At 72.8% G+C, this 23,274-nt stretch carries 26 protein-coding genes and 1 rRNA gene (1 of these 27 cut by a window edge); 10 read left to right on the forward strand and 17 right to left on the reverse strand.

What is annotated here, in order from left to right:
- Positions 1-37: ribosomal RNA gene (locus tag OHQ87_RS13505) — 16S ribosomal RNA — on the reverse strand (it extends 1,478 nt beyond the left edge of the window).
- Positions 38-803: 766 nt separating this feature from the next.
- Positions 804-2,090 (reverse strand): tyrosine--tRNA ligase, encoded by a 1,287-nt coding sequence (gene tyrS / locus OHQ87_RS13510; protein ID WP_328348366.1) that lies wholly within the window; start codon positions 2,088-2,090, stop codon positions 804-806.
- Between the two features lie 116 nt (positions 2,091-2,206).
- Between tyrS and OHQ87_RS13515 the strand changes: the two genes are divergently transcribed.
- The 4 genes from OHQ87_RS13515 to OHQ87_RS13530 all read left to right on the forward strand — a co-directional run bounded on the left by OHQ87_RS13515 (position 2,207) and on the right by OHQ87_RS13530 (position 4,689).
- On the forward strand, positions 2,207-2,581 hold the full coding sequence (locus tag OHQ87_RS13515; protein WP_328348836.1) for a PaaI family thioesterase: 375 nt from the start codon (positions 2,207-2,209) through the stop codon (positions 2,579-2,581).
- A gap of 203 nt (positions 2,582-2,784) precedes the next feature.
- The gene (locus tag OHQ87_RS13520; protein WP_328348368.1) at positions 2,785-4,011 is read left to right on the forward strand and encodes an NRAMP family divalent metal transporter; all 1,227 of its coding nucleotides are present in this window, start codon (positions 2,785-2,787) and stop codon (positions 4,009-4,011) included.
- A complete protein-coding gene (locus tag OHQ87_RS13525) occupies positions 4,008-4,385 on the forward strand; it encodes a hypothetical protein (RefSeq protein WP_328348370.1) in 378 nt (125 codons plus the stop codon). Before OHQ87_RS13520 ends, OHQ87_RS13525 begins: the two co-directional genes overlap by 4 nt.
- Positions 4,372-4,689, forward strand: a complete 318-nt coding sequence (locus OHQ87_RS13530) for a PRC-barrel domain containing protein (protein WP_328348372.1) — start codon at positions 4,372-4,374, stop codon at positions 4,687-4,689. Before OHQ87_RS13525 ends, OHQ87_RS13530 begins: the two co-directional genes overlap by 14 nt.
- 95 nt (positions 4,690-4,784) lie before the next feature.
- On the opposite strand, the gene OHQ87_RS13535 is transcribed toward OHQ87_RS13530, so the two are convergent.
- Positions 4,785-5,666 (reverse strand): helix-turn-helix transcriptional regulator, encoded by an 882-nt coding sequence (locus tag OHQ87_RS13535; RefSeq protein ID WP_328348374.1) that lies wholly within the window; start codon positions 5,664-5,666, stop codon positions 4,785-4,787.
- A 128-nt stretch (positions 5,667-5,794) separates the two neighbouring features.
- Here OHQ87_RS13535 and OHQ87_RS13540 point away from each other — a divergent pair, with 128 nt between their 5' ends.
- Positions 5,795-6,781, forward strand: coding sequence for an aldo/keto reductase (locus OHQ87_RS13540; RefSeq protein ID WP_328348375.1), 987 nt, complete (start codon positions 5,795-5,797; stop codon positions 6,779-6,781).
- Positions 6,782-6,841: 60 nt separating this feature from the next.
- Here OHQ87_RS13540 and OHQ87_RS13545 read toward each other — a convergent pair whose 3' ends face one another.
- The 3 genes from OHQ87_RS13545 to OHQ87_RS13555 form a co-directional block, all read right to left on the reverse strand.
- Positions 6,842-8,164 carry a hemolysin family protein gene (locus tag OHQ87_RS13545; protein ID WP_328348377.1) on the reverse strand — a complete coding sequence of 441 codons (1,323 nt, stop codon included), beginning with the start codon at positions 8,162-8,164 and terminating at the stop codon, positions 6,842-6,844.
- Positions 8,165-8,366: 202 nt separating this feature from the next.
- Positions 8,367-9,002 (reverse strand): hypothetical protein, encoded by a 636-nt coding sequence (locus tag OHQ87_RS13550; protein WP_328348379.1) that lies wholly within the window; start codon positions 9,000-9,002, stop codon positions 8,367-8,369.
- Between the two features lie 9 nt (positions 9,003-9,011).
- Entirely contained in the window at positions 9,012-9,512 is a 501-nt protein-coding gene (locus OHQ87_RS13555; RefSeq protein ID WP_328348381.1) for a GNAT family N-acetyltransferase, read from the reverse strand.
- Between the two features lie 133 nt (positions 9,513-9,645).
- Between OHQ87_RS13555 and OHQ87_RS13560 the strand changes: the two genes are divergently transcribed.
- Together OHQ87_RS13560 and OHQ87_RS13565 are read left to right on the forward strand one after the other, a co-directional pair.
- Entirely contained in the window at positions 9,646-10,089 is a 444-nt protein-coding gene (locus OHQ87_RS13560) for a hypothetical protein (protein ID WP_328348383.1), read from the forward strand.
- Positions 10,090-10,107: 18 nt separating this feature from the next.
- Positions 10,108-10,674, forward strand: coding sequence for a radical SAM protein (locus OHQ87_RS13565; protein WP_328348384.1), 567 nt, complete (start codon positions 10,108-10,110; stop codon positions 10,672-10,674).
- Between the two features lie 460 nt (positions 10,675-11,134).
- Here the strand turns inward: OHQ87_RS13565 and OHQ87_RS13570 are convergent, their stop codons facing one another.
- Positions 11,135-11,605, reverse strand: coding sequence for a cyclic nucleotide-binding domain-containing protein (locus tag OHQ87_RS13570; RefSeq protein WP_328348385.1), 471 nt, complete (start codon positions 11,603-11,605; stop codon positions 11,135-11,137).
- Positions 11,606-11,890: 285 nt separating this feature from the next.
- Here OHQ87_RS13570 and OHQ87_RS13575 point away from each other — a divergent pair, with 285 nt between their 5' ends.
- On the forward strand, positions 11,891-12,763 hold the full coding sequence (locus OHQ87_RS13575) for a universal stress protein (protein WP_328348386.1): 873 nt from the start codon (positions 11,891-11,893) through the stop codon (positions 12,761-12,763).
- A 58-nt stretch (positions 12,764-12,821) separates the two neighbouring features.
- Here the strand turns inward: OHQ87_RS13575 and OHQ87_RS13580 are convergent, their stop codons facing one another.
- The 4 genes from OHQ87_RS13580 to OHQ87_RS13595 form a co-directional block, all read right to left on the reverse strand.
- The gene (locus OHQ87_RS13580; protein ID WP_328348387.1) at positions 12,822-13,448 is read right to left on the reverse strand and encodes an FMN reductase; all 627 of its coding nucleotides are present in this window, start codon (positions 13,446-13,448) and stop codon (positions 12,822-12,824) included.
- The gene (locus OHQ87_RS13585) at positions 13,445-14,626 is read right to left on the reverse strand and encodes an LLM class flavin-dependent oxidoreductase (protein ID WP_328348389.1); all 1,182 of its coding nucleotides are present in this window, start codon (positions 14,624-14,626) and stop codon (positions 13,445-13,447) included. The genes OHQ87_RS13580 and OHQ87_RS13585 overlap by 4 nt, the downstream gene beginning before the upstream one ends.
- Before the next feature lie 112 nt (positions 14,627-14,738).
- Entirely contained in the window at positions 14,739-15,053 is a 315-nt protein-coding gene (locus OHQ87_RS13590; protein WP_328348390.1) for a hypothetical protein, read from the reverse strand.
- Between the two features lie 123 nt (positions 15,054-15,176).
- Positions 15,177-15,782 carry a DNA-3-methyladenine glycosylase gene (locus OHQ87_RS13595; RefSeq protein ID WP_328348391.1) on the reverse strand — a complete coding sequence of 202 codons (606 nt, stop codon included), beginning with the start codon at positions 15,780-15,782 and terminating at the stop codon, positions 15,177-15,179.
- Between the two features lie 164 nt (positions 15,783-15,946).
- On the opposite strand from OHQ87_RS13595, the gene OHQ87_RS13600 reads away from it, so the two are divergent.
- Together OHQ87_RS13600 and OHQ87_RS13605 are read left to right on the forward strand one after the other, a co-directional pair.
- Positions 15,947-16,354 carry a DNA-binding protein gene (locus tag OHQ87_RS13600; RefSeq protein WP_328348393.1) on the forward strand — a complete coding sequence of 136 codons (408 nt, stop codon included), beginning with the start codon at positions 15,947-15,949 and terminating at the stop codon, positions 16,352-16,354.
- Between the two features lie 99 nt (positions 16,355-16,453).
- Entirely contained in the window at positions 16,454-16,804 is a 351-nt protein-coding gene (locus tag OHQ87_RS13605; protein WP_328348395.1) for an MmcQ/YjbR family DNA-binding protein, read from the forward strand.
- 147 nt (positions 16,805-16,951) lie between these two features.
- Here the strand turns inward: OHQ87_RS13605 and argH are convergent, their stop codons facing one another.
- From argH to argJ, 6 genes are all read right to left on the reverse strand, one after another.
- Positions 16,952-18,415 carry an argininosuccinate lyase gene (gene argH, locus OHQ87_RS13610; protein ID WP_328348837.1) on the reverse strand — a complete coding sequence of 488 codons (1,464 nt, stop codon included), beginning with the start codon at positions 18,413-18,415 and terminating at the stop codon, positions 16,952-16,954.
- Positions 18,416-18,504: 89 nt separating this feature from the next.
- Positions 18,505-19,014, reverse strand: coding sequence for an arginine repressor (locus OHQ87_RS13615; protein ID WP_328348397.1), 510 nt, complete (start codon positions 19,012-19,014; stop codon positions 18,505-18,507).
- Positions 19,011-19,940, reverse strand: coding sequence for an ornithine carbamoyltransferase (argF, locus tag OHQ87_RS13620; RefSeq protein WP_328348399.1), 930 nt, complete (start codon positions 19,938-19,940; stop codon positions 19,011-19,013). The genes OHQ87_RS13615 and argF overlap by 4 nt, the downstream gene beginning before the upstream one ends.
- Positions 19,937-21,139: an acetylornithine transaminase gene (locus tag OHQ87_RS13625; RefSeq protein WP_328348401.1), complete on the reverse strand. Its 1,203-nt coding sequence runs from the start codon at positions 21,137-21,139 to the stop codon at positions 19,937-19,939. Before OHQ87_RS13625 ends, argF begins: the two co-directional genes overlap by 4 nt.
- Positions 21,136-22,062 carry an acetylglutamate kinase gene (gene argB, locus OHQ87_RS13630; RefSeq protein ID WP_328348403.1) on the reverse strand — a complete coding sequence of 309 codons (927 nt, stop codon included), beginning with the start codon at positions 22,060-22,062 and terminating at the stop codon, positions 21,136-21,138. Before argB ends, OHQ87_RS13625 begins: the two co-directional genes overlap by 4 nt.
- Positions 22,059-23,231 (reverse strand): bifunctional glutamate N-acetyltransferase/amino-acid acetyltransferase ArgJ, encoded by a 1,173-nt coding sequence (gene argJ / locus OHQ87_RS13635; protein WP_328348405.1) that lies wholly within the window; start codon positions 23,229-23,231, stop codon positions 22,059-22,061. Before argJ ends, argB begins: the two co-directional genes overlap by 4 nt.
- Positions 23,232-23,274: the final 43 nt, after the last annotated feature.

Below are 23,274 nucleotides of genomic sequence, written 5' to 3' on the forward strand. Positions count from 1 at the left end.
AGCGTTCGTCCTGAGCCAGGATCAAACTCTCCAACAAAAACTTGTTGAACAATCCATCCCGACAACAAACAAATGTTGCCAAAGGAATCCCCACCAAACAAACCCGAAAGTCTGCCCAGCGCGGGGTATAAATCATCATTGGCACTGGCTTATCAAGCACCCTGTTGAGTTCTCAAAGAACAACCACACACCACCCGAAAGCCCTGCACCGCAGAACCCCCGACCTGGGGCATCTCGTCCAAACACACCCAGCGCTTCCGCGCCAGGCACTTTTACTACGTTACCCGGTGATATCCGCCGTGTCAAACCGCTCTGTAGCGATCCACACCACTTCCACCACATTTTCCACACACCACGAACATCCCGGCTCACACCGGAATCCCTCGTGATTTCCGTCAGGCCGGCCGCTGCGGTCTCCCGCACGCTCGCCCGGTTCCCTGCCGGCGTCATACGTTACCCGGTCGGCTTCGCCCCACCAAATCGGCCCTGGGCCGATCCGGGCACCGCCCGGCCCCGCGCTTCGGCCGGGCGGACCCAGCGAAGTCGGTACCTCACGCCATGCTCCGGCCTCTGGGGCTTTCGCCCTGCTTCGTCCGTTCCGCGCTGGCAGAGAGAAAGTTACGCGTTGGGCGAGTTGATCGTCAAATCCGCGGAACGCGTCCCACGTCACACTCCCGCAAGCAGGCCGATCCGACAGGCGCCGGTCCTACAGGTGGGCAAGGCCCTCACCCGGAAACCACGGCCGGCCCTCCGGGCGCGCGAGGCCCTCGCCGGAGACCACAGAAGGTCGGGACGGGCAGGGGTCATCGGCGCAGCTCGACACCGGCGAAGGAGCGCTTGCCCCGACGCAGCACCAGGTAGCGGCCGTGCAGCAGGGTGGCCGGGTCGACTGTGGCGTCGACGTCGGTGACCCGGGTGTTGTTGACGTACGCGCCGCCCTCGGTGATCACCCGGCGGGCCTCCTTGAGCCCGCCGACCAGCCCCGAGTCGCGCAGCAGCCCGGCCACGTCGGGCAGCTCGCCGGTGAGCACCACCAGGCCGGCCTCGCTCAACGCGGCGCGCAGCGTCTCCGGGGCGAGGTCGTCGAGCGAGCCCCGGCCGAACAGCGCCTGACTGGCGGCGACCGCCTGCCGGGTCTCCTCCGCGCCATGGACCAGGGTGGTGAGCTCCTCGGCGAGGGCGCGTTGCGCGGTGCGGGCCGCCGGTCGCTCCGCCGTCTCCTTCTCCAGGGACTCCAGCTCCTCACGGGAGCGGAAGCTGAAGTAGCGCAGGTAACGGGTGACGTCCCGGTCGTCGGCGTTGACCCAGAACTGGTAGAAGGCGTACGGGCTGGTCATCTCGGGGTCGAGCCAGACCGCGCCGCCCTCGGTCTTGCCGAACTTGGTGCCGTCCGACCTGGTGACCAGGGGCGTGGTGAAGGCCTGCACCGGGCCGGCCCCCCGACGCCGGACGTAGTCGACGCCGGCGGTGATGTTGCCCCACTGGTCCGAGCCGCCGTACTGGAGCTGACAACCGTGCCGGCGGTGCAGCTCGAAGAAATCGTTGGCCTGGAGCAGCTGGTAGCTGAACTCGGTGAAGCTGATGCCGGTCTCCAGCCGGGCCCGCACCACCTCCCGGGCCAGCATCTTGTTGACCGGGAAGTGCTTGCCGACGTCCCGGAGGAACTCGACCACCGACATCTCGCCGGTCCACTCCAGGTTGTTGACCAGTTGCGCTGCGTTCGCCCCGGTGTACGACACGAAGGGCGCGAGCTGGTCGCGGATGCGCTGCACCCAGCCGGCCACCACCTCCGGCGGGTTGAGGGTGCGCTCGGCGCTCTCCTTCGGGTCACCGATCTGGCCGGTGGCACCGCCCACCAGCAGCAGCGGGCGGTGCCCGGCGAGCTGGAGCCGACGGGCGGTGGCGACCTGCATAAGGTGACCGACGTGCAGACTGGGCGCGGTCGGATCGAAGCCCACGTAGAAGGTGGCCGTCCCGTCGTCGAGCAGCTCGCGCAGCTCGTCGGGGCCGGTGGAGTCCTGGATCAGGCCCCGCCACCGCAGGTCGTCGGTCAGGGAGTCCCGCCCGTGCGGGAGGTTGCTGTCGGTCACGGTCAACGATTCTCCCCCATTGCCCACCTGGGGACGTACCGGGTTTGCCGGCCGGCGACGCGACTAGGCTGGCCGGGCCGGTGCGACGAGGAGGAACAGCCGTGGAGATCCCGGAGATGACGGATGGTCTGGTCGGCCTGCTGGGGCTGACGTTCGACGAGGCCAGCGGCGACCGGGTGGTGATCCGCTGGAAGGTCCGACCGGAGCTGCACCAGCCGGCCGGCATCCTGCACGGCGGGGTCTACTGCACGGTGGTGGAGACGGTCGGCAGCGTGGGCGGCACGCTGTGGCTCGGCGACCGGGGCAGCGTGGTCGGGGTGTCCAACCAGACGGACTTCCTCCGCGCGGTACGCGAGGGTGAGCTGGTCGCGGTCGGCACCCCCGTGCACCGGGGTCGCAGTCAGCAGCTCTGGCAGGTGGAGATCACCGACGGCGAGGGCCGGCTGGTCTCCCGGGGCCAGGTCCGGTTGCAGAACCTGACCAGGGGCTGACCCGACCCGCAGTAGGCCGCCGACCCGGGTCGCGTGAGGCCGGCAGCGGGCGACGGGCCGGGTCCGGCGCGATGACGGGGCCGGGTCCGGCCGCCTGTGGGGAGTGCGGGCTGGCGGGACGGCGAGCCTGACCGGTTTGCCCGGTAGATAGGTCCGTGCGCCGATATCGTCGCCTCGATGACCGCCGCCGATCCCGTCCCCACGTGAGGAAGCTCCTCGCCGCCACCCTCGGGGTGCTGTCGGCCATCGGCGGCTTCGTCGACATCGGCGACCTGGTGGCGGCGAGCCAGGCGGGCGCCCGGTTCGGCATGGCGCACGCCTGGGTGCTACTGGTCGGGGTGGTCGGCATCTGCGCGTACGCGGAAATGGCCGGGCGGATCGCGGCGGTCAGCGGCCGGGCGGTGTTCGACCTGGTCCGGGAGCGGCTCGGTCCCCGGGTGGCGCTGCTCAACCTGGCGGCGTCCTACCTGGTCACGGTGCTGACCCTGGCCGCCGAGCTGGGCGGGGTGGCGCTGGCGCTGCAACTGGCCTCCCGGGTGAGTTACCTGCTGTGGGTGCCGGTCGCGGCGTTCGCGGTCTGGCTGGTGCTGTGGCGGATGCGGTTCCAGCTGATGGAGCGGGTGTTCGGGCTGGCCGGGCTCACCCTGCTGGTCTTCGCCCTGGCGCTGTTCTGGTTGCCGACCGACTGGGCGGCGCTGGGCCACGGCGCGCTGCATCCCGACTCCGCCGGCCAGGGGTGGGGGGCGTACTGGTTCGTTGCGGTGGCGTTGTTCGCCTCCACCGTCAGCCCGTACGAGGTGTTCTTCTTCTCCTCCGGCGGGGTGGAGGAGAACTGGGGCGCAGCCGATCTCGCCGACGCCCGGTCGAGCGTGCTCATCGGCTTCCCGGTCGGCGGCCTGCTGGCGTTGTCGCTGGTCGCCACGGCCGCCGTGGTCTTCCACCCGGGCGGGGTGTCGCTGTCGACCCTCGACCAGGTGGCCCAACCGGTGGTGCTGGCGTTCGGCGGGGTGGGGCTGGCGGTCGCCGCGCTGGCCTTCTTCGCGGTGACCTTCGGGGCCGCGTTGGAGACCGGTCTGTCGGCGGCGTACGCGGCGGCGCAGTACTTCGGCTGGCAGTGGGGCAAACGGGTCAGCCCCCGGGAGGCCGCCCGGTTCCACAGTGTGCTGCTGGTCAGCATGCTGGCCGGGATGCTGCTGCTGTTCACCACAGTCAACCCGGTACGGCTGACCGAGTACATGCTGATCGCCAGCGCGGTGGTGTTACCGCTGACGTATCTGCCGATCCTGATCGTGGCCAACGACCGGACGTACCTGGGGGACGACGTGAACGGGCCGTGGCTCAACCTGCTCGGCGTGGTGTTCCTGGTGGTGATCGTGGTGGCCTCGGTGGCCGCGATCCCGCTGGCGATCGGGACGGGGATGGGACGGTGAGGGTCCAGCTCGGCCGGCAGCTGCTCGACAGGCAGATCGTCGACGTCGACGGGCTGCTGCTCGGCAAGGTCGACGATGTCGAGTTCGCCGTCGACGACCAGGGCCTGCCCTACGTGGCGTACCTGCTGACCGGGCAGGGGGCGCTCGGCCGGCGGATCGGCGGTCGGGTCGGACGGTTGCTGGTCGCGCTCGCCGACCGGTTCACCGAGGAGGCGTCGGTGCCGCTGCGGATCCCGTTCGACCGGGTCGCCCGGATCGACAGCGCGGTACGGCTGCACGCCCACGCCGACGAGCTGCCCCGCCCGCCGGTGGAGACCTGGCTGCGTCGGCACCTGATCGACCGGATCCCGGGCGCCGACCGTGCGAGCGGGTGAGCTGCTCGGCCGTACCGCGTACGACCTGCACGGGCGACGGCTGGGCCGGGTGGTGGACGTGGTGGTGCGGGGTGATTCCCCGGACGGCCGGCTCCGGCTCACCGACGTGCTGGTGACCGCCCACTGGTGGAGCCGGACGTGGGGCCGGCTGATCGGGGCACAACGGCACCCGTCCGGGCCCTGGGCGATCCGGCTCCTCGCGCGGGCCCTGAGCCGGGACACCCGCCAGGTCCCTGCCGACCAGGTCCAACTGCTGCCACCGGTGCCGGGCTTTCCGTTCGGCGACAGCGCCGCCTCGGTCTAGCGCCCCGTCCTGGAACGACCAAGCTACGTGACTGGCTCATCACCGCCGGCCACGTCACGATCATCAGTGTCGAGACAGTCCGTCCACGTCGAGGGTCACGGCCGGGCGAGCGGCTTGTTGGTGCTCGGGAACTCCTCGACCCCCAGCACGCGCAGCAGGTCGAGTTTCTCCCGGGCCTCGGCGTCGGCCGGGGTCAGCACCAGCAGCTGCTGGCCGAGGTCGGGGGTGACCAGGGTTTCGCAGTCCATCGTGAGGCGGCCCACGCGCGGGTGCCTGAACGTCTTGCGGTCGGCCCGGCGCACCGCCACCTCGTGCTCGGCCCACAGCCGCCGGAAGTCGTCGCTCGCCGCCCGCAACCGTTCGATCAGGCCGGTCACGGCATGGTCGTCGGGCCGCCGGCCAGCCACCGCACGCAGGTCGGCGACCTGCTGGCGGGCGTGCCGCTGCCATTCCTCGGGACCGTGGAGGTCGCGGATGGCCGGGTCGGTGAAGTAGCGGTAGGCGACGTAGCGGTGGTCGCCGGTCAGCCCGGTGTGGTCGCCGGTCAGCCCGGTGTGGTCGCCGGTGAGCAGGATCGACATACGGTTCTGCGCCAGGATCTCGCCGAGGTCGGACAGGACCAGGGCGGGGGTGTCGCCCACCAGGTCGAGCAGGCGGACCAGGCCGGCCCGGGCCAGGCGGGCGATGCCGTCGGCGGGCGGCGGCTGGTGGCCGGCCAGGTGGAACAGATGGCTCCGCTCGTCGTCGGTCAGGCGCAGGGCCCGGGCCAGGGCGCCGAGCAGCTGGGTCGACGGCTGGCTGCTGCGGGCCTGTTCGAGGCGGACGACGTAGTCGACGGACATGCCGGCGAGCAGGGCGACCTCCTCGCGGCGCAGGCCGGCGGTGCGGCGGCGGGGGCCGCCAGCGATGCCGACCTCGGCGGGGCGGATGGCCCCGCGACGGCGGCGCAGGAAGTCGGCGAGCTGCTCACGCTGCATGCCTCCATGCTGCCCCCGGGGCTGGGCCCCGAGCCAGGGAGTGGCGCTCCCACGATAAGCACTCCGCTGCCGGCGGGCCGGAAAGCGGCGCAGGGTGGAGCCGAGATCGACCGATGAGGGAGAGTTCGATGCAGACACGCACTCTGGGCGACACGGGTCCCACGGTTTCCGCGGCGGGGCTGGGGGCGATGAGCATGTCGGGCGCGTACGGCCCGGCCGATCGCGGGGAGAGCATCGCCACCGTGCGGGCCGCGCTGGACGCCGGGGTCACGCTGATCGACACCGGTGACTTCTACGGCATGGGGCACAACGAGCTGCTGCTGTCGGAGGCGTTGCGGGGACGCGACCGGGACAGCTATCTGCTGAGTGTGAAGTTCGGGCAGCAGGTGGGGCCGGGCATGCGCTTCGCCGGTCAGGACAGCCGCCCGGCTTCGGTGCGGAACTTCCTGAGCTACTCGCTGACCCGGCTCGGCGTCGACCACGTGGACATCTACCGGCCGGCCCGGCTCGACCGGTCGGTGCCGATCGAGGACACGATCGGCGCGATCAAGGAGATGATCGACGCCGGTTACGTACGGTATGTGGGACTCTCCGAGGTTGACGCGGAGACCGTCCGGCGGGCGCACGCCGTACATCCGGTTGCTGATCTTCAGATGGAGTATTCGCTGCTGTCGCGGGCGGTCGAGGCCGACGTGCTGCCCACGCTGCGGGAGCTGGGCATCGGGCTGACCGCGTACGGGGTGCTGGGCCGCGGTCTGCTCTCGGGGAACTGGGTGCCGGGGCGGGCGGACGATCCGCGTAACCACGCTCCCCGCTTCTCCGCCGAGAACGCGTCGCACAACCTCGCCCTGGTGGAGGCGTTGCGCCGGGTCGCCAGCGCGAAGGGGTGCACGGTGGCGCAACTGGCGATCGCGTGGGTGGCGGCGCAGGACCCGTCCATCGTCGCGCTGGTCGGTGCGCGTACCCGGCAGCGGCTGGCCGAGGCGTTGCCGGCGCTGGACGTGAAGCTGTCGGCCGATGATCTCGAAGAGATCGAGGCGGTCGTGCCGAAGGGTGCCGCGCGCGGTGACCGCTACCCGGCGGCATTCATGTCGAGCCTCGGCGTCGGCAACTAGTGCCCGTCATGCTGCCGTGAACGGGGTACGGGACGGTTCGCCGGGCGCGGCCGGGCGGGGTCAGGCGTGGGCCTCGTCGCGGAGCGGCTCCTCCTGGTCGGCAGGGGACGCGGTCGGGGCGTGGTGCAGCCGGATCTGGGTGATGGCGCGCTGGTCGACGCCGGTGACGGTCGCCTCCCAGTCGTCGATGGTGACGCTCTCCCCGGCCACCGTGGGGATGTGCCCGAGACAGGACAGCACCATCCCGGCGACCGTGGTGTAGTCACCGGCCGGCCGGTTGGGCACCTCGACGCCGATGTCGGTCAGGTCGTGCACGGGGAAGGTGCCGGGCAGCACCAGCGAGCCGTCGTCCTCCTTGCGCACCGCCCGGACGTCCCGGTCGGTCTCGTCGTAGATCTCCCCGACGATCTCCTCCAGGATGTCCTCCAGGGTGACGATCCCGTCGACCGCGCCCCGCTCGTCCACCACCAGGGCGATGTGCTGCCGTTCCGCCTTGAACTGGCGCAGCGCGTCGACCACCGGCAGCGAGTCGGGCAGCAGCATCGGCGGCCGGGCGCACTCGTCGACCGGCCGGTCGTCCGGCACCCCGACCAGATCCCGCAGGTGGATCACCCCGACCGCGTCGTCCAGGCCGCCGTGGCGCACCACCGGCGCCCGGGAGTGCCCGGTGGCGGCCAGCACCAGCCGGGCGGCCTCCGCGGTGGTCCCGCTGTCGAGCGTGAAGACCTGCAACCGGGGTACGAGCACCGCGCGCAACTGCCGGTCGGCGATCTCCACCGCGCCGGCGATGATCGTCCGCTGTTCCTTGGTGAAGCCGTGGTTGCCGGCGACGATGTCGCGCAGCTCGTCCGGGCCGATCTCGTCGGGCTGCTGCTTGGGGTCCACCCCGGCGAACCGGACCACCAGGTCGCTTGTCGCGCCGAGCAGCCACACCGCCGGCCGGGTGAAGCTGGACAGGATGTCCAGCGGGCGGGCCACCAGCAGCGCCCACCGCTCGGCGCGCTGCATCGCGATCCGCTTCGGGGCCAACTCGCCGAAGACCAGGGTGACGAAGGTCAGCGCCAGGGTGACCAGCACGATGGCGACCGTCTCGGCGGCCCCACCGAGGAAACCGAGCAGCGGCACCAGCGGCTTGGCCAGCGATACCGCCGCGGCGGCCGAGGCCAGGAACCCGGCCAGGGTGATGCCGATCTGGATGGTGGCGAGGAAGCGGTTCGGGTCCTTGGCCAGCCGGGCGAGCACCCGACCGGCCCGGCTGGTGCGTTCCAGCCGTTGGATCTGGCTGTCCCGCAGCGACACCAGGGCCATCTCGCTGCCCGCGAAGATCGCATTGAGCACCACCAGGACTCCGACCAGGGCCAACTGGCTCCAGTAGCTCTGCACGCCCGGCACTCTCCCTCAGGCGGTGGGCGTCGGCGACGAGCCGACGCCGCCGGGCGGAGGACCCGTCCGGCGTAGCCCAGTCTGTGCCCAACCGCGCGGTCCGCGAACCCTCCACGCGGCCACGATCGGTGACCGGACCCGGGCCCGGCCGGCGGTCCGGCACCGTTCGCCCGCTCAACGGCCGTCGCCGGCGGTCGCCCGGTCAGCCGTGCCCGGCGGCCGGGAGGAGGTCGAGCACGTACGCGTCGCCTTCGGGGCGGAAGCCGAGCCGGTGGTAGTAGGGGGTGACCATGCCGGGCGGGCTGACCACCCGGCGGAACCCCCGGTCGGTGAAGAGGCTGCTGCGGCGGTAGACGAACTCGCCGGGGGTGAGGTCGCGGAAGCGTGGGGTGACGTAGTCCAGGTCGATCTGGGCGGTACCGTGCGCCTCGGCGTGCGCCAGCACCACCCCGACCACCTCGTCGGCGCGTACCACCAGGAAGGCCGACCGGTCGGCGGTGGCCGGCGGCGGTCGGAAGCCGGGGTTGAACCGGGCGATGTCGGCGGCGTGCACCCGCAGCGTGTGGGCCAGGAACTGGTCGTCGACGCCCACCTCGACCACCTGGTAGGTCTGCTCGTCGTGCCGGGTGGCAAGCATCGACCGCAGGTACCACACGTTGATCACGGCGAGCACCACGTTCAGCCCGACCATCGGCCAGACCTGCACGGCGGCGTTGTAGCCGATCAGGATCAGGCAGCCGACCAGGTTGAGGGCGCGCAGCCGCAGCAGGCGCGTCTGCAGCAGCGACCAGACCAGCAGCGCGGAGCCGGCCCAGCCGAGGAGTTCCAGCCAGTTCACCCCGCGAGACTAGTGCCCGCCCTGGTCAGCCGGGGCGGCGGGCAACTCCAGCAGCCACTCCTCGACCTCCCGGCCCCGGCCGTGGGCGTACCCCGAGTCCTCGCCGACGATCACGAACCCGCACTTGCGCAGCACCGCCAGGGAGGCCCGGTTGTCCTTCGCGGCGCGGGCGCGCACCGGCCGCTGCGGCAGCTCGCGCAGCAGCGCCGACAGCGCGGCGGTGGCGTGGCCGTGCCCCCAGCGGCGCGGGTCGATCCAGTAGCTGACCTCGGTCTGCTCCCCCACCGGGAAGGCCGCCACGTGCCCGACCACCGCCCCGTCGACGACCACCGTGCGGTTCACGATCCGGGGATCGGCACGGATCCGCGCCCAATGCGCGTCGAACGCCGCCCGGTCGGCCGGGTCGGCCGGGCCGAAGGCGGCCATCCAGGCCCCCTCCGGGTCCTGCTCGTGGGCGAAGAAGTGCGGCAGGTCGTCGTCGCGCACCGGACGCAGGCGCAGGTCGGTCACCGCCGGAGGATACGCACCGGCACCGACGACCTCGGGACCTGTGGCCCGGTCGGCGTACCGTCCGGCCCTGCCGGTGGGCTCCCGACCGTTGCTACCAACGAGGGGACAGCTCCGACCGGCAGGAGGCAGCGCCATGACCGCGATCTTCAACCCCACCGGACCCGCCCCGCTGGGGCCACCGGTGCCCCGCACCCCGGTGGAGGCGAGCGGGCCGACGGTGGTCGGGCCGGTGGGGCCGGTGCTGGCCCTGCCCGGTTCGCCGGCCGCCGCGCTGGTGCCGGTGACCCGGGACGGACGGGCCGTGGGCGCGTTCGTGCTCGCCGACGGCCGGGTCCGGTACCGGGGGCTACCCGACCCGGACCGGGTGCTCGCCGTAGCGGCCGGTGCCGCCGCCGTCGCCCTGGTAATCGCGGGGGTGGCGGCGCGACGGCGGCCACCGGCGATCGGCAGGGTGACCATGGGACCCGGCGGCTGGGTCAGCCTGCGCGGCGCGCGGGTGCCCGCGTTGCGCCCGGCGTCGCCCCGGCCGTGGTGGGCGCGGCTGCTGCGGGCCCGCCGGCTGGTCGTGCAGCGCTGACCGGCCACCGGGGGGTCTTTGGTCCCGGGCGGAGGCGATCCTGCGCCTCTGCCCGGGGCGGCCCGGCCCGGCGAGGCTGATGGTGCAGGCGAAACACCGGGCCTGCACACCGCGCTGGACACCTCCGGCTTCCTCGGGGTCCGCGCCGACGACGCGATGCTCGACGCCACCGACCTGGTGCTGCTGGACGTCAAGTCGTGGGACCCGGCGACCTACCGGCAGGTCACCCGCGCCGGATCCGTCACCCCGACGCTGCGCTTCGGCCGGCGGCTCGCCGACCGGGGCGTCCCGATCTGGGTACGGTTCGTGCTGGTCCCCGGCCTCACCGACGACCTGACGCTGGCGGACAGTCAGCCCTGCTCCTCCTCGTCTGCGGCCGGCCTGGGGCGACGGTGCTCCCGGATGTACGCCTCGACGTCGGACCGCAGCCACACCGAGCCGACCGACAACGTCTGGAACGGGCGCGGAAAGTTTGGATGCAGCGCGATGGCCCGGAACCGTGACCGGCTGACATTCAGCATCTTCAGGATTTCGCCTGCGGCGACGAGTGGCCCCGGCACCTCATCAGTCATGCCAGCAAGCTAGACCAGTGCGCGCGTGCCGCAGTTGACACGATCGTTCTTGCACGCTAACGGGGTCACGATAACTGGCACACGAGCATGACGACGCGATATATCTGACGTGCCAACGTTGACACGTTGGTGACTGAGGGTGTGGAATCGGTGACGCGGCGCCTCCGCCCTGGTGGAGCTGGGCTCGGTGGGGCGGGGTGCCGCGAAGACCCCGACACCCCCGGGAGGCGAGATGCGCGGACACCGCGAGGTGCCGTACCTGGTGGAACTGTCCTGGCGCTGCCTGGACCACCACCGCAACGCGCGGTGCGAGAAGTGCACCGGGACCGGCTTCTGCCCGGCGGTGGAGGCCGCCCGCACCCGACGGTCGATCTTCGTCCAACCGGCCGGACTGGTCATCCACCGACACGACGCGCCACCACCACAGCGACGGTCCCGGCCGACGCCGACGGGAACGTCGCCGACGGTCCGGGTCAGCTCGCCGCCGAGGTCGGGTAGCCGTACAGGTCGAGCAGGCGGCCCCGGGACGCCTGGAGCCGGTCCACCACCACGCTCATGAACCGGGTGGTGAGCTGCCGGCCCAGGGCGTCGTCGGACTCCATCAGCCGGCGTACCCCCTCGGCGGTGAACTCCACTGTGGTGGTCCGCCGGACGGCGACCGCACCGAACTGCCACCGGTACGGCGGGAACAGCCACGACCAGCCGAGCACCCCGCCCGGCCCGATCGACTCGATGCCCACGTCGCCGCGCCCCGGCACCGGGAAGTCCAGCGCCACCTCACCGCCCCGGACCAGCCAGAACCGTTCCGCCGGCTGCCCGGCACGGAACAGCCGGTGCCCGGGGTGCCAGACCACCGGTCGGGCGTACCCGGTCAGCCGGGGCAGCCACTCCTGCGGCAGTCCGGCGAGGAACGGGTGCTCGGTGAGCATCTCCAACGGGGTCATCAGGGTGCCCTTCCTCCGGGAGGGACCGACCGGTGGCCCGCCCCTCCCCTCCATCCCACTCCCGTCGTGGGTGAGACGTCAGGGCCGTTGGTCCCGGGGCCCGCGGGCGCATTGCCTCTGCCCCGCCGGCCGGGCGGGCGGAAAGGTGGAACGCGACGGCGTGCCCGGGACGCGCCGCGGAAGGCCGAGCGTCCGGCGCGGGCGGCGGCACGCCCGGCCGGGTCACCTGCCGGCGCACGCGGGCCGGCACCTCGACAATGGGCTGAGCCGACCCAGGGAGAGCTGATGAACCGACCGGTAGTGGTGGGCGTGGACGGCTCGCCGGCCAGCCTCGCCGCCGCGGAACAGGCCGCACACGCGGCGGTGCTGCGCGGCGCGCCGCTGCACCTGGTGCACGGCTACCTGCACCCGCTCGGCTACGGCGTGCCGCTGAACCCGTACGACCTGGGGGTGCCGGCGCCGTCGGAGGACGCGCAGCGGATGTTGGCGCGGACCGCCGCCGAGCTGGCCGACCGGTGGTCGGGGCTGACGGTGCAGGCGCGGCAGGTGGCCGGTGGGGCGGGCGCGACGCTTGTCGAGGAGTCCCGCCGGGCCGATCTGGTGGTGGTGGGCAGCCGGGGGTTGGGCGGGTTCGCCGGGCTGTTGCTCGGCTCGGTCGGCGCCCAGGTCGCCGCGCACGCGCACTGCCCGGTGCTGGTGGTCCGCCCGGAGGCGCAGCCGCTTGCCGTGGACGGGCCGGTGCTGGTGGGCGTGGACGGCTCGCCGGCCGCCGGGGTGGCCGCCGACCAGGCCGCCGCCGAGGCGGTCCGGCGGGGTGTCCCGCTGGTGCTGGTGCACGTCGGCCCCGCCCCGCAGGACCGGGAGAACCCGGACGAGGTGGCGGAGGCCGAGGCGGCGTACCGGGCGCACGCGGTACGGCTGCTCGCCGAGGCGTCCGCCAAGGTGCGCGCCGACCACCCGGACGTGGTGCTGCGGGAGCATCCGGTCCGGGCGGTCGGTGTGGCGCAGGGCCTGGTCGAGGCGAGCGGGACGGCGTCGGTGCTGGCCGTCGGCACCCGGGGGCGGGGCGGCTTCACCGGCCTGTTGCTGGGCTCGGTCAGCCAGGCGGTGGTGCAGCACGCCCACTGCCCGGTGCTGGTGGCCCACCCGTACCGGTGAGGGACCGCCACCCGTCGGGTGGCCCTGCCGGCGCGGTCCGACCGGCCACCAACGGGCCTCAGCCCTCGCGGCCGCCGCCGAGGAGTTCGGCGAAGTCGGTGGTGAGGGCGAACGGGTCCGCCGGGCCGGTGGCCGGTGGCCGCCTGTCGACCTGGGCGGCGAGTTCCAGGCCGGCGCGGCGGATCCGGCCCCGCAGCGCGCCGTCGGCGGTGCCGCCGGACCAGTCCTCCGGGGCGGCGAAGACCGACGTCGGCAGCACCACCGCGCGCAGGTAGCCGAACATCGGCCGGACGGCGTGCTCCAGGGCGAGGGAGTGCCGGGCGGTGCCGCCGGTCGCGCCGATCAGCACCGGCCGGTCGACCAGCGCCTGGGCGTCCACCACGTCGAAGAAGGACTTGAACAGCCCGTTGTACGACGCGTTGAAGATCGGCGTGACGGCGACGATGCCGTCGGCACCGGTCACCGCGTCGAGGGCGGCCCGCAGCTCGGTCGACGGGAAGCCGGTGAGCAGGTTGTTCACCACGTCGTGGGCGTGGTCGCGCAGCTCCACCACCCGCAGCTCCACCTCGTCGCCGCGCCGGACCAGCTCGTCACGGGCCGCCGCGGCGAGCTGGTCGGCGAGCAGCCGGGTGGACGACGGCTGGCTCAGCCCCGCCGACACCACGGCCAGGGTGCGCCGGGTCATCGGACCCCCTCCGCCCCGGCACCGGCCAGGTCACCGTTCCCGGCCGGGTCGCTGCTCCCGGCCTGGTCGCTGCTCCCGGCCTGGTCGGTGGCCGCCCGGTCGGCGGCGTCGCGGGCGGCGACCAGCGAGGCGTGGGTGGGCGCGACCGGCACGTGCGCCGGGCGCAGCGCGTCGAACTCCTTGCGCAGCACGGGTACGACCTCCTCGCCGAGCAGGTCGAGCTGCTCCAGCACCGTCTTGAGGGGCAGCCCGGCGTGGTCCAGCAGGAACAGCTGCCGCTGGTAGTCGCCGACGTACTCGCGGAAGCCGAGGGTACGGTCGATGACCTGCTGCGGGCTGCCCACGGTCAGCGGGGTCTCCCGGGTGAACTCCTCCATCGACGGCCCGTGCCCGTAGACCGGCGCGTTGTCGAAGTACGGCCGGAACTCGCGCACGGCGTCCTGGGAGTTGCGCCGCATGAACACCTGACCGCCGAGCCCGACGATGGCCTGCTCGGGCGAGCCGTGGCCGTAGTGGGCGAAGCGCTGCCGGTAGAGGCCGACCATCCGCTGGGTGTGCTCCTTCGGCCAGAAGATGTGGTTGGCGAAGAAGCCGTCACCGTAGTACGCGGCCTGCTCGGCGATCTCGGGGCTGCGGATAGAGCCGTGCCAGACGAACGGGGGGACGTCGTCGAGCGGGCGCGGGGTCGAGGTGAACGACTGCAACGGGGTACGGAACTTGCCCTGCCAGTCGACCACGTCCTCGCGCCACAGCCGGTGCAGCAGCTCGTAGTTCTCGATGGCGAGCCGGATGCCGTTGCGGATGTCCTGCCCGAACCACGGGTAGACCGGCCCGGTGTTGCCGCGCCCCATCATCAGGTCCACCCGACCGTCGGCCAGGTGCTGGAGCATGGCGTAGTCCTCGGCGATCTTCACCGGGTCGTTGGTGGTGATCAGCGTGGTCGAGGTGGACAGCAGCAGCCGCTCGGTACGGGCGGCGATGTGCCCCAGCATGGTCGTGGGCGAGGACGGGACGAACGGGCGGTTGTGGTGCTCGCCGGTGGCGAAGACGTCCAGACCGACCTCTTCGGCCTTGAGGGCGATCGCCACCATCGCCTTGATCCGCTCGTGCTCGGTCGGCTCCCGTCCGGTGGTCGGGTCGACCGTGACATCGCCGACGGTGAAGACTCCGAACTGCATGACCAGCTCCTCGCGTCTGAGATACCGGGCCTTCCGTGGTACCCGGACGTCGCGCACAACATAGTTGCTGAGTCAACTATTCCGCCGCCGACCGCACAGGAGGTGGCCTCGGTCACCCCTGCGGCGTCGGACCCACCGGCCCCTCGCCCTCCTTCGGCACTCCGGAACCCGCCTGGTCCGACGCGGCAGGCGGCGGGCCGTCGTGGGGCGTTGCGGTCGAAGGCGGGCCGGGGTACTGCTGGCCCGGGGGCGGGCCGTACCGGGCCGGGTCGGCCGGGGGCCACGGCCGGGTCGGGGGCGGGGACGGGCGGCGACGGCTGAGCTGCACCGCCACCACGACGACCACCGCCAGCACCAGCATCACCGCCAGCGGAATGGCCACGCAGGCCAGCCGGCCGACCAGTACTCCGGCGTCGTGTGCGTCCATCTCGGTTACCTCCACGCTCGCGATGAGCGCGAATGCTAACCAATCCCGCTGGGAACGGACGCCCCCACCACGGGCCCCCTACGCCACGACAGCGGAGAACTGCGTCGAACCCGCAGGCCCGGGTCAGGTACGCCGTCGGGGCACGTGCCGGCGGTAGGGGCTGACCGTCGGGTCGCCGGTGATCCAGAAACGCCACGGCACGTCGTGGGCGGCGGCCACGCCGACCCGGGGGCCGGCGGAGACGGCCGACCGGGAGACCGGTGTCGTCGGCGGGGTGAGCAGGAGCGGGCCGCTGCCGTCGAGCACACAGGTGCCGTTCGCCGGCGCGGTGACGCCGAGCGCGACAGCCAGCCGGGCCGGCCCCCGGGCCAGGTCCCGGTCGGCGGCGTCCCCCCTGCGCTCGCGGGCGATCGGCAGCCCGTCGACCACCGCACCGGCCCGCAGCAGGACGGCAGCCGCCTCACCCTCACCACCGCAGACGATGTTGAGACACCAGTGCATGCCGAACACGAAGTACGTGTAGGCGTGCCCGGCCGGCCCGAACATCACCCTGGTCCGAGGGGTGGGTCCACGGTGGGCGTGCGACGCCGGGTCCTCGCCGGTGCCCGCGTACGCCTCGACCTCGGTCAACCTGATCCGGACGCCACCGGCGGCGAGTTCCCAGCCGAGCAGCGTCCGCGCGGTCTCGGCCACCTCGGCGGCGGGGGCGTGCAGCCACGGGTAGTCCACCGGTCCAGGTAACGACAACTGCGGAAGATCGGCAAACCGAGGACGGCGTTCCCGCCGGGAATCCCTTGCGGGCATGCGCCGTCATGCTGTGTCGTCACGGCGGGCACGCCTTCTGCTTAAACACTTCGTTGACAACGGATCGTTGTTAGCTTGGAATGGGTGCCATGACCGACACCTTCAGCGCACCTGACGCGGCCCGCGCCCGAGCCGAGCGGACCTACGCCGCGCTACACCGGATCAGCACGCGGCACGCCGACACCGAGGCACGACGACGGCGGCACACCAACCCGTACCTGGCCGACCCGTGGGAGGCCGTCTCCGTGGTCACCGCGCTGGCCGCCGGCGGGGCGACGCGGGACGCCGACGAGGAGCCCGTCGACGACGCGGACCTCACCGCTGCGATGACCCTGTTGCCGCACCTGCGCGCCGAACTCGACGCGCTGGAGGCGGGGCTGCTGACGATGGCCCGCGCCCGTGGACTGACCTGGCAGGCGATTGCGTTCGGGCTCGGCCTGGGCAGCGCCCAGGCGGCCAAGCAACGCCACGAACGCCTGGCCGCCCGCACCGCCTGACAGAGGGGGAGAAGGTGTCGAGGTGCCCACTTCGGCCGACCAGCCGGAGCGGGCCGATTCGGCGAGACTGGGCCGACGACACTGCACCGGGAGGACGCGATGACGCGCGAGGAGATGCTGAGGTACTGCCTCGGCAAGCCGGGTGCCTGGCTGGACCGGCCCTGGGAGGGCAACGAGGTGGTGAAGGTGGGCAGTCGGATCTTCGCGTTCCTCGGCGCACCCGAGGGCACCGCCCGGGTCGGAGTGAAGTGCGGCCCCAGCCGGGAGGTCGCCGACGAGTGGCTGCACCGGTTCCCCGCCGACGCCCGGCCGATGCCGTACGTCGGCCGCTCCGGCTGGAACGCGCTGGACCTGGGCGGCGGCATCCCCGACGACGAACTGGTCGAAGCGGTCGACGGCTCGTACGAGGCGGTGGTGGCGAAACTGCCCCGACGCGAGCGCCCCACCTGACCACCTGACACTCGGACCACCTGACACCCGGACGACCGGCCATCCCGGACGATCGGCCCGGCGCGGGCTCCGCACCGCAGGCCGGCCGGAGCGCGCCAGGTCGCCCGTGCCCCGCGGCGCGGGACGACGGACGACCGGCGCGTCAGCTCAGCGGGGTACGACCCGCTCGGCGGCCCACTCCCGCCAGCCGGTGAGCTGGTCCGCCGCGGCGGCGAGCTGGTCGGCGACCGGGCCGGGGCCGGTGGAGCCGGGGGTGATCCGGGCGGCCAGCGCCGAACGGACCGACAACACGTCGCGTACCGACGGGTCGAGGTGCTCGCTGACCGCCGCGAGGTCGACATCGGAGACCTCGTCGAGGGCGCAGTCCCGGGCCGCGCAGAGCGCCACCAGCTTGCCGGTGATCTCGTGCGCGTCGCGGAACGGCACGTTGCGCCGGACCAGCCAGTCGGCGACCTCGGTGGCGAGCGAGAAGCCCACCGGGGCGGCGGCGACCAGGCGGTCCACCCGGACGGTCATCGTGGAGATCATCCCGGCCAATGCCGGCAGCAGCAGCTCCAGGGTGTCGACCGCGTCGAACGCCGGCTCCTTGTCCTCCTGCATGTCCCGGTCGTAGGCCATCGGCAGGCCCTTGAGCATGGTGAGCACGCTCATCAGCCCGCCGACCAGCCGGCCGGACTTGCCCCGGGCCAGCTCGGCGATGTCCGCGTTCTTCTTCTGCGGCATGATCGACGACCCGGTGGCGAACGCGTCGTCCAGCTCGACCCAGCCGAACTCGTGGGACGTCCAGAGCACCACCTCCTCGCCGAGGCGGGACAGGTGCACCCCGACCAGCGCGGTGACGAAGAGGAACTCGGCGACGAAGTCCCGGTCGGCGACCGCGTCCATCGAGTTGGCGAACGAGGTGCGGAAACCAAGCTCCTTGGAGACGGCCACCGGGTCCAACGGCAACCCGGAACCGGCAAGCGCGCCGGCACCGAGCGGGCTGATCGCCGTCCGGTGGTCCCAGTCGCGCAGCCGCTCCAGGTCGCGCAGCAGCGGCTGGACGTGGGCCAGCAGCCAGTGCCCGAAGGTGACCGGTTGGGCGTGCTGGAGGTGGGTCATCCCGGGCGCTGCGGTGTCGACGTGCCGTTCCGCCTGCTCCACCAGGGCCTCGGCCAGCTCGACCAGCCGGGCGGCCACCCCCCGGGCGTGGTCGCGCAGGTAGAGCCGCAGGTCGGTGGCGACCTGGTCGTTGCGGGAGCGGCCCGCCCGCAGCTTGCCGCCGAGGCTGCCGAGTCGTTCCAGCAGGCCGCGCTCCAGCGCGGTGTGCACGTCCTCGTCGTCGATGGTCGGGCGGAACTGCCCGGACGCGCAGGCCGCCTCCAGGTCGTCCAACGCGGCAAGCATCCGCCCCAGTTCGTCGGGGTCGAGCAGCCCCGCGCCCGCCAGCACCCGGGCGTGCGCCCGGGAACCGGCGATGTCGTACGGGGCGAGACGCCAGTCGAACTGGACGCTCACCGACAGCCGCGCGAGAGCTTCGGCGGGGCCGCCGGCGAACCGGCCACCCCACAGGCTCGTCCGGTTGGTCGCGGCGCTGTTCTCGGTCAGGCTCTTGTCGTCCACGCCGTTCATTCTGGCAGTGCTCACCTTTCGCTCCCCGACTGCGGGGTTCGCTCCCGGTGCCGGCTCGTGTCCTCGTTCCTCACCCGTGACCCGGCGGGTCACGGGGTGTTCCCGTCCCCGCTGTCCTCGCGTCGGGCCCAGCCGGCGAGTTTGTCGCCGAGCACGGCCCCGCCGTCGGTGTCCCGGGCCACCACCAGGATGGTGTCGTCGCCGGCGATGGTCCCGACGATCTCGGTCAGACCCGCCCGGTCCAACGCGCTGGCCAGGTAGTGGGCCGCGCCCGGCGGGGTACGCAGGACGGCGATGTTGCCGCTGGAGTCGACCCCGTTGAGCAGTTCCCGCAGCAGCCGGACCAGCCGGGCGGGGGCCGCCTCGGCGTCGCGCAGCGGCCGGTGGCCGTCCTCCGGGATCAGGTAACCGGCCCGCCCGTCACCACCCCGGGCCTTCACCGCGCCCAACTCCTCCAGGTCACGGGAGAGGGTGGCCTGGGTGACCTGCACCCCGGCGGCGGCGAGCAGGTCGGCCAGCTCGGTCTGGGAACGGATCGACCTGGTCCGGATCAACTCGACGATGCGGGCGTGCCGGGCGGCGCGGGTCGGAGCGGTCATGACGAGGATGCCTCCAGGAGAAAGGTCAGCAGCGCCTTCTGGGCGTGCAGCCGATTCTCCGCCTGGTCGAAGACCACGCTGCAGGGGCCGTCGAGCACCTCGCCGGTGATCTCCTCGCCCCGGTGGGCGGGCAGGCAGTGCAGCACCTTGACGTCCGGCCCGGCGTGGCCGAGCAGCGCCGCATTGACCTGGTACGGCAGGAACGGGGTGATCCGGTCCAGCCCGTCGTCCTCCTGGCCCATCGAGGTCCAGGTGTCGGTGGCCACCACGTCGGCGTCCCGGACCGCCTCGGCCGGGTCGACGAACGCCCGCACCGACCCGCCGGTGCCGGCGGCGATCTTCTCGGCCCGGGCCAACACCCCGGGATCGGGCTGGAAGCCGGCCGGCCCGGCCACCCGGACGTGCATACCGGCGGTCGCCCCGGCCAGCAGGTACGAGTGCGACAGGTTGTTCGCCGCGTCACCGACGTACGCCAGGGTCCGCCCGGCGGTGCCGCCGCAGTGCTCCCGGATGGTGAGCAGGTCGGCGAGGAGCTGGCACGGGTGGTAGCCGTCGGTGAGCGCGTTGACCACCGGCACTGTGGCGTGCGCGGCCACCTCGGCGATCCGGTCGTCGCCGTGGGTACGCAGCACGATGGCGGCGACGTACCGGGACAGCACCCGGCCGGCGTCGGCGAGCGTCTCGCCCCGGCCGAAGTGGGTGACCTGGGTGTCCACCACGAGGGGGTGACCACCGAGTTCGGCGATGCCGGCGTCGAAGGAGATCCTGGTCCGCAGGCTCTGCTTGTCGAAGAGCACCGCCACCGAGCGCGGTCCGGCCAGCGGGGTGAACCCGAACCGGTCGGTCTTCATCCGTGCGGCCAGGTCGAGCACCGCCGACTGCTCGGCCGGGGTGAGGTCGTCGTCGGCCAGAAGGTGCCGGATCATGCGCGGGTCTCCGTCGGGGTCGAGGTGGGGGTGGAGGTGGAGGTGTCGAGGGCGGTGGGGAGGGCGGCCAGGAAGGCGTCGACCTGCGCGGCGCTGAGGATCAGCGGCGGGGCGAGCCGGATCACCCCCGGCTGGACCGGGTTTACCAGGAAACCCGCCGTCCGCAGCGCCTCGGCCACCGGGCCGGCGACCGGTTCGGCGAGCACGATACCGAGCAGCAGCCCGACGCCGCGTACCTCGGTGACGAGGGGGTGGCCCAGCGCCTCGACCCCCCGACGCAACCGTTCCCCGGTCCGCTTGACGTGGTCGAGCAGTCCCTCGCTGGCGATGGTGGAGATCACCGCGAGGGCGGCGGCGCAACTGACCGGGTTGCCGCCGAAGGTGGTGCCGTGCGAACCGGCGCGCAGCAGCTCGGCGGCCCGGCCGAAGGCCAGGCAGGCGCCGATGGGCAACCCACCGCCGAGCCCCTTGGCCAGGGTGACGACGTCCGGTTCCACCCCCTCGGCCTGGTGGGCGAACCAGTGCCCGGTACGCCCCATCCCGGTCTGCACCTCGTCGAGCACAAGCAGGGCGCCGTGCCGGGCGGTGATCCGCCGCGCCTCGGCCAGGTAACCGGCCGGCGGCACGACCACCCCGTTCTCGCCCTGCACCGGCTCCAGGATCACCATCGCGGTCGCGTCGGTGACGGCCGCCGCCAGCGCCGCCCCGTCGCCGTACGGGACGTGGTCGACGTCGCCGGGCAGCGGGCGGAACGGGTCGGCCTTGGCCGGCTGGCCGGTGAGGGCGAGCGCGCCCATGGTGCGGCCGTGGAAACCGCCGGCGGTGGCGACGACGTGTGACCGGCCGGTGAGCCGGGACAGCTTGAACGCGGTCTCGTTGGCCTCCGCGCCCGAGTTGGCGAAGAAGACCCGACCGGGCCGGCCGGCCAGCGCCAGCAGCAGCTCGGCCAGGGCCACCGGTGGTTCGGCGACGAACAGGTTGGAGACGTGGCCGAGGGTGGCGACCTGCCGGGAGACGGCGGCCACCACGGCCGGGTGGGCGTGGCCCAGGGAGTTGACCGCGATGCCGCCGAGCAGGTCGACGTACTCCCGGCCGGCGTCGTCGACGACGACCGCGCCGGAGCCGGAGACCAGCGCCAGCGGTGGGGTGCCGTAGTTGTCCATGATGGACTGGCCCCAGCGTTCCACCAGCGTGCTCATGATCCGATCGTGCCTTCCTCGTTGGTGGACCCGGGCGGGGTGTCGACGACCATCGTGCCGAAACCCTCCGAGGTGAAGACCTCCAGCAGCGTGGAGTGGGCGACCCGGCCGTCGACGACGTGCGCGGCGGGCACTCCCCCGCGTACCGCCCGCAGGCAGGCCTCCATCTTGGGCACCATCCCCGCCTCCAGGGACGGCAGCAGCGTCGCCAACGCCTCGGTGCCTATCTCGCTGACCAGGCTGGTGGTGTCCGGCCAGTCGGCGTACAGGCCGGCGACGTCGGTGAGGACGACCAGCTTGCGGGCCTGAAGGGCGATCGCCAACGCGGCGGCGGCGGTGTCGGCGTTGAGGTTGTGCAGCACCCCGTCGGCATCCGGTGCGACCGTGGAGATGACCGGGATCCGGCCGGCCGCGATCAGGTCGGTGACCGCCGAGACGTCCACCGACTCCACGTCGCCGACCTGCCCGACGTCGACCGCCTCGCCGTCGACGTACGCGGGCCGCCGGACTGCGGTGAACAGGCCGGCGTCCTCACCGGACAGGCCGACGGCGAACGGGCCGTACGCGTTGATCAGCCCGACCAGTTCCCGGCCGACCTGGCCGACCAGCACCATCCGGACGACGTCCATCGCCTCCGGGGTGGTGACCCGCAGACCGCCCTTGAACTCGCTGGCGATGCCGAGCCGACCCAGCATGGCGGAGATCTGCGGCCCGCCGCCGTGCACCACGACCGGTTTGAGGCCGGCGTAGCGCAGGAAGACCATGTCGGCGGCGAAGGCCCGTTGCAGGGCCGGATCGACCATGGCGTTGCCGCCGTACTTGACCACCACGGTGGCGCCGGAGAACCGGGCCAGCCAGGGCAGCGCCTCGATCAGCGTCTCGGCCTTGACCTGGGCCCGGGTGAGGTCCGCGGAGAGGGTCATGTGGAGTACGCCGAGTTCTCGTGCACGTACGCGTGCGACAGGTCGTTGGTCCAGATCGTGGCCGCCGCCGGGCCGGCGTGCAGGTCGATCCGGATGGTGACGCCCCGCCCGGTCAGGTCGACCTTGGCGCGGTCCTCGGCGGCGGCACCGGAGCGGCACACCCAGATCCCGTTGACCGCGACGTCCACCGCGTCCGGGTCGAAGGCGGCGGCGGTGGTGCCGACGGCGGCGAGGATCCGACCCCAGTTCGGGTCGTTGCCGAACAGCGCGGTCTTGACCAGGTTGTTGCGGGCCACCGAGCGGCCCACCTCGACCGCGTCGTCCTCGTCGGCGGCACCGACCACGTCGATGGTCACCTCTTTGGTGGCGCCCTCGGCGTCGGCGATCAACTGCTGGGCGAGGTCGTGGCAGGCGGCAGTGACGGCGGCGGTCAGCTCGGCCTCGGTGGGCTCCACCCCGGACGCCCCGCTGGACAGCAGCAGCACCGTGTCGTTGGTGGACATGCAGCCGTCGGAGTCGACCCGGTCGAAGGTGACCCGGGTGGCGGCCCGCAGCGCGGCGTCGAGCAGCTCCGGCCCGGCCACCGCGTCGGTGGTCAGGACGCAGAGCATGGTGGCCATCCCGGGGGCCAGCATGCCGGCACCCTTGGCCATCCCGCCGACGGACCAGCCGGTGCCCCGGACGACTGTGGTCTTCGGCCGGGTGTCCGTGGTCATGATCGCCTCGGCGGCGGCCGGGCCGCCGTCGCGGGCCAGCGCCCGGATCGCGGTACGCACCCCGGGCAGCAGCTTGTCCATCGGCAACCGCTCGCCGATCAGACCGGTCGAGCAGACCGCCACGTCACCGGCACCGAGCCGCAGCCGGGGGCTGGACGCGGTGAGCGCGGCGGCGGTGTGCTCGGCGGTGGCGTGGGTGTCCTGGAAGCCGGCCGGGCCGGTGCAGGCGTTCGCCCCGCCGGAGTTGAGCACCACGGCGCGGACCACGCCGCCCCGGACGACCTGCTGGGTCCAGCGCACCGGCGCGGCCCTGACCCGGTTGATGGTGAAGACGCCGGCGACACCGGCGTCCGGGCCGTCGTTGACGACCAGGGCGACGTCGGTGGCCCCGCCGCTCTTCAACCCGGCCGCGACACCGGCCGCACGAAACCCCCGAGGGGCGGTGACACTCATGGAGCCGACCTTTCGTTCGCGACTGCGGGGCTCCGCTGCGCTG

This window comes from Micromonospora sp. NBC_00421 (assembly GCF_036017915.1).
Classification (GTDB): Bacteria; Actinomycetota; Actinomycetes; order Mycobacteriales; family Micromonosporaceae; genus Micromonospora.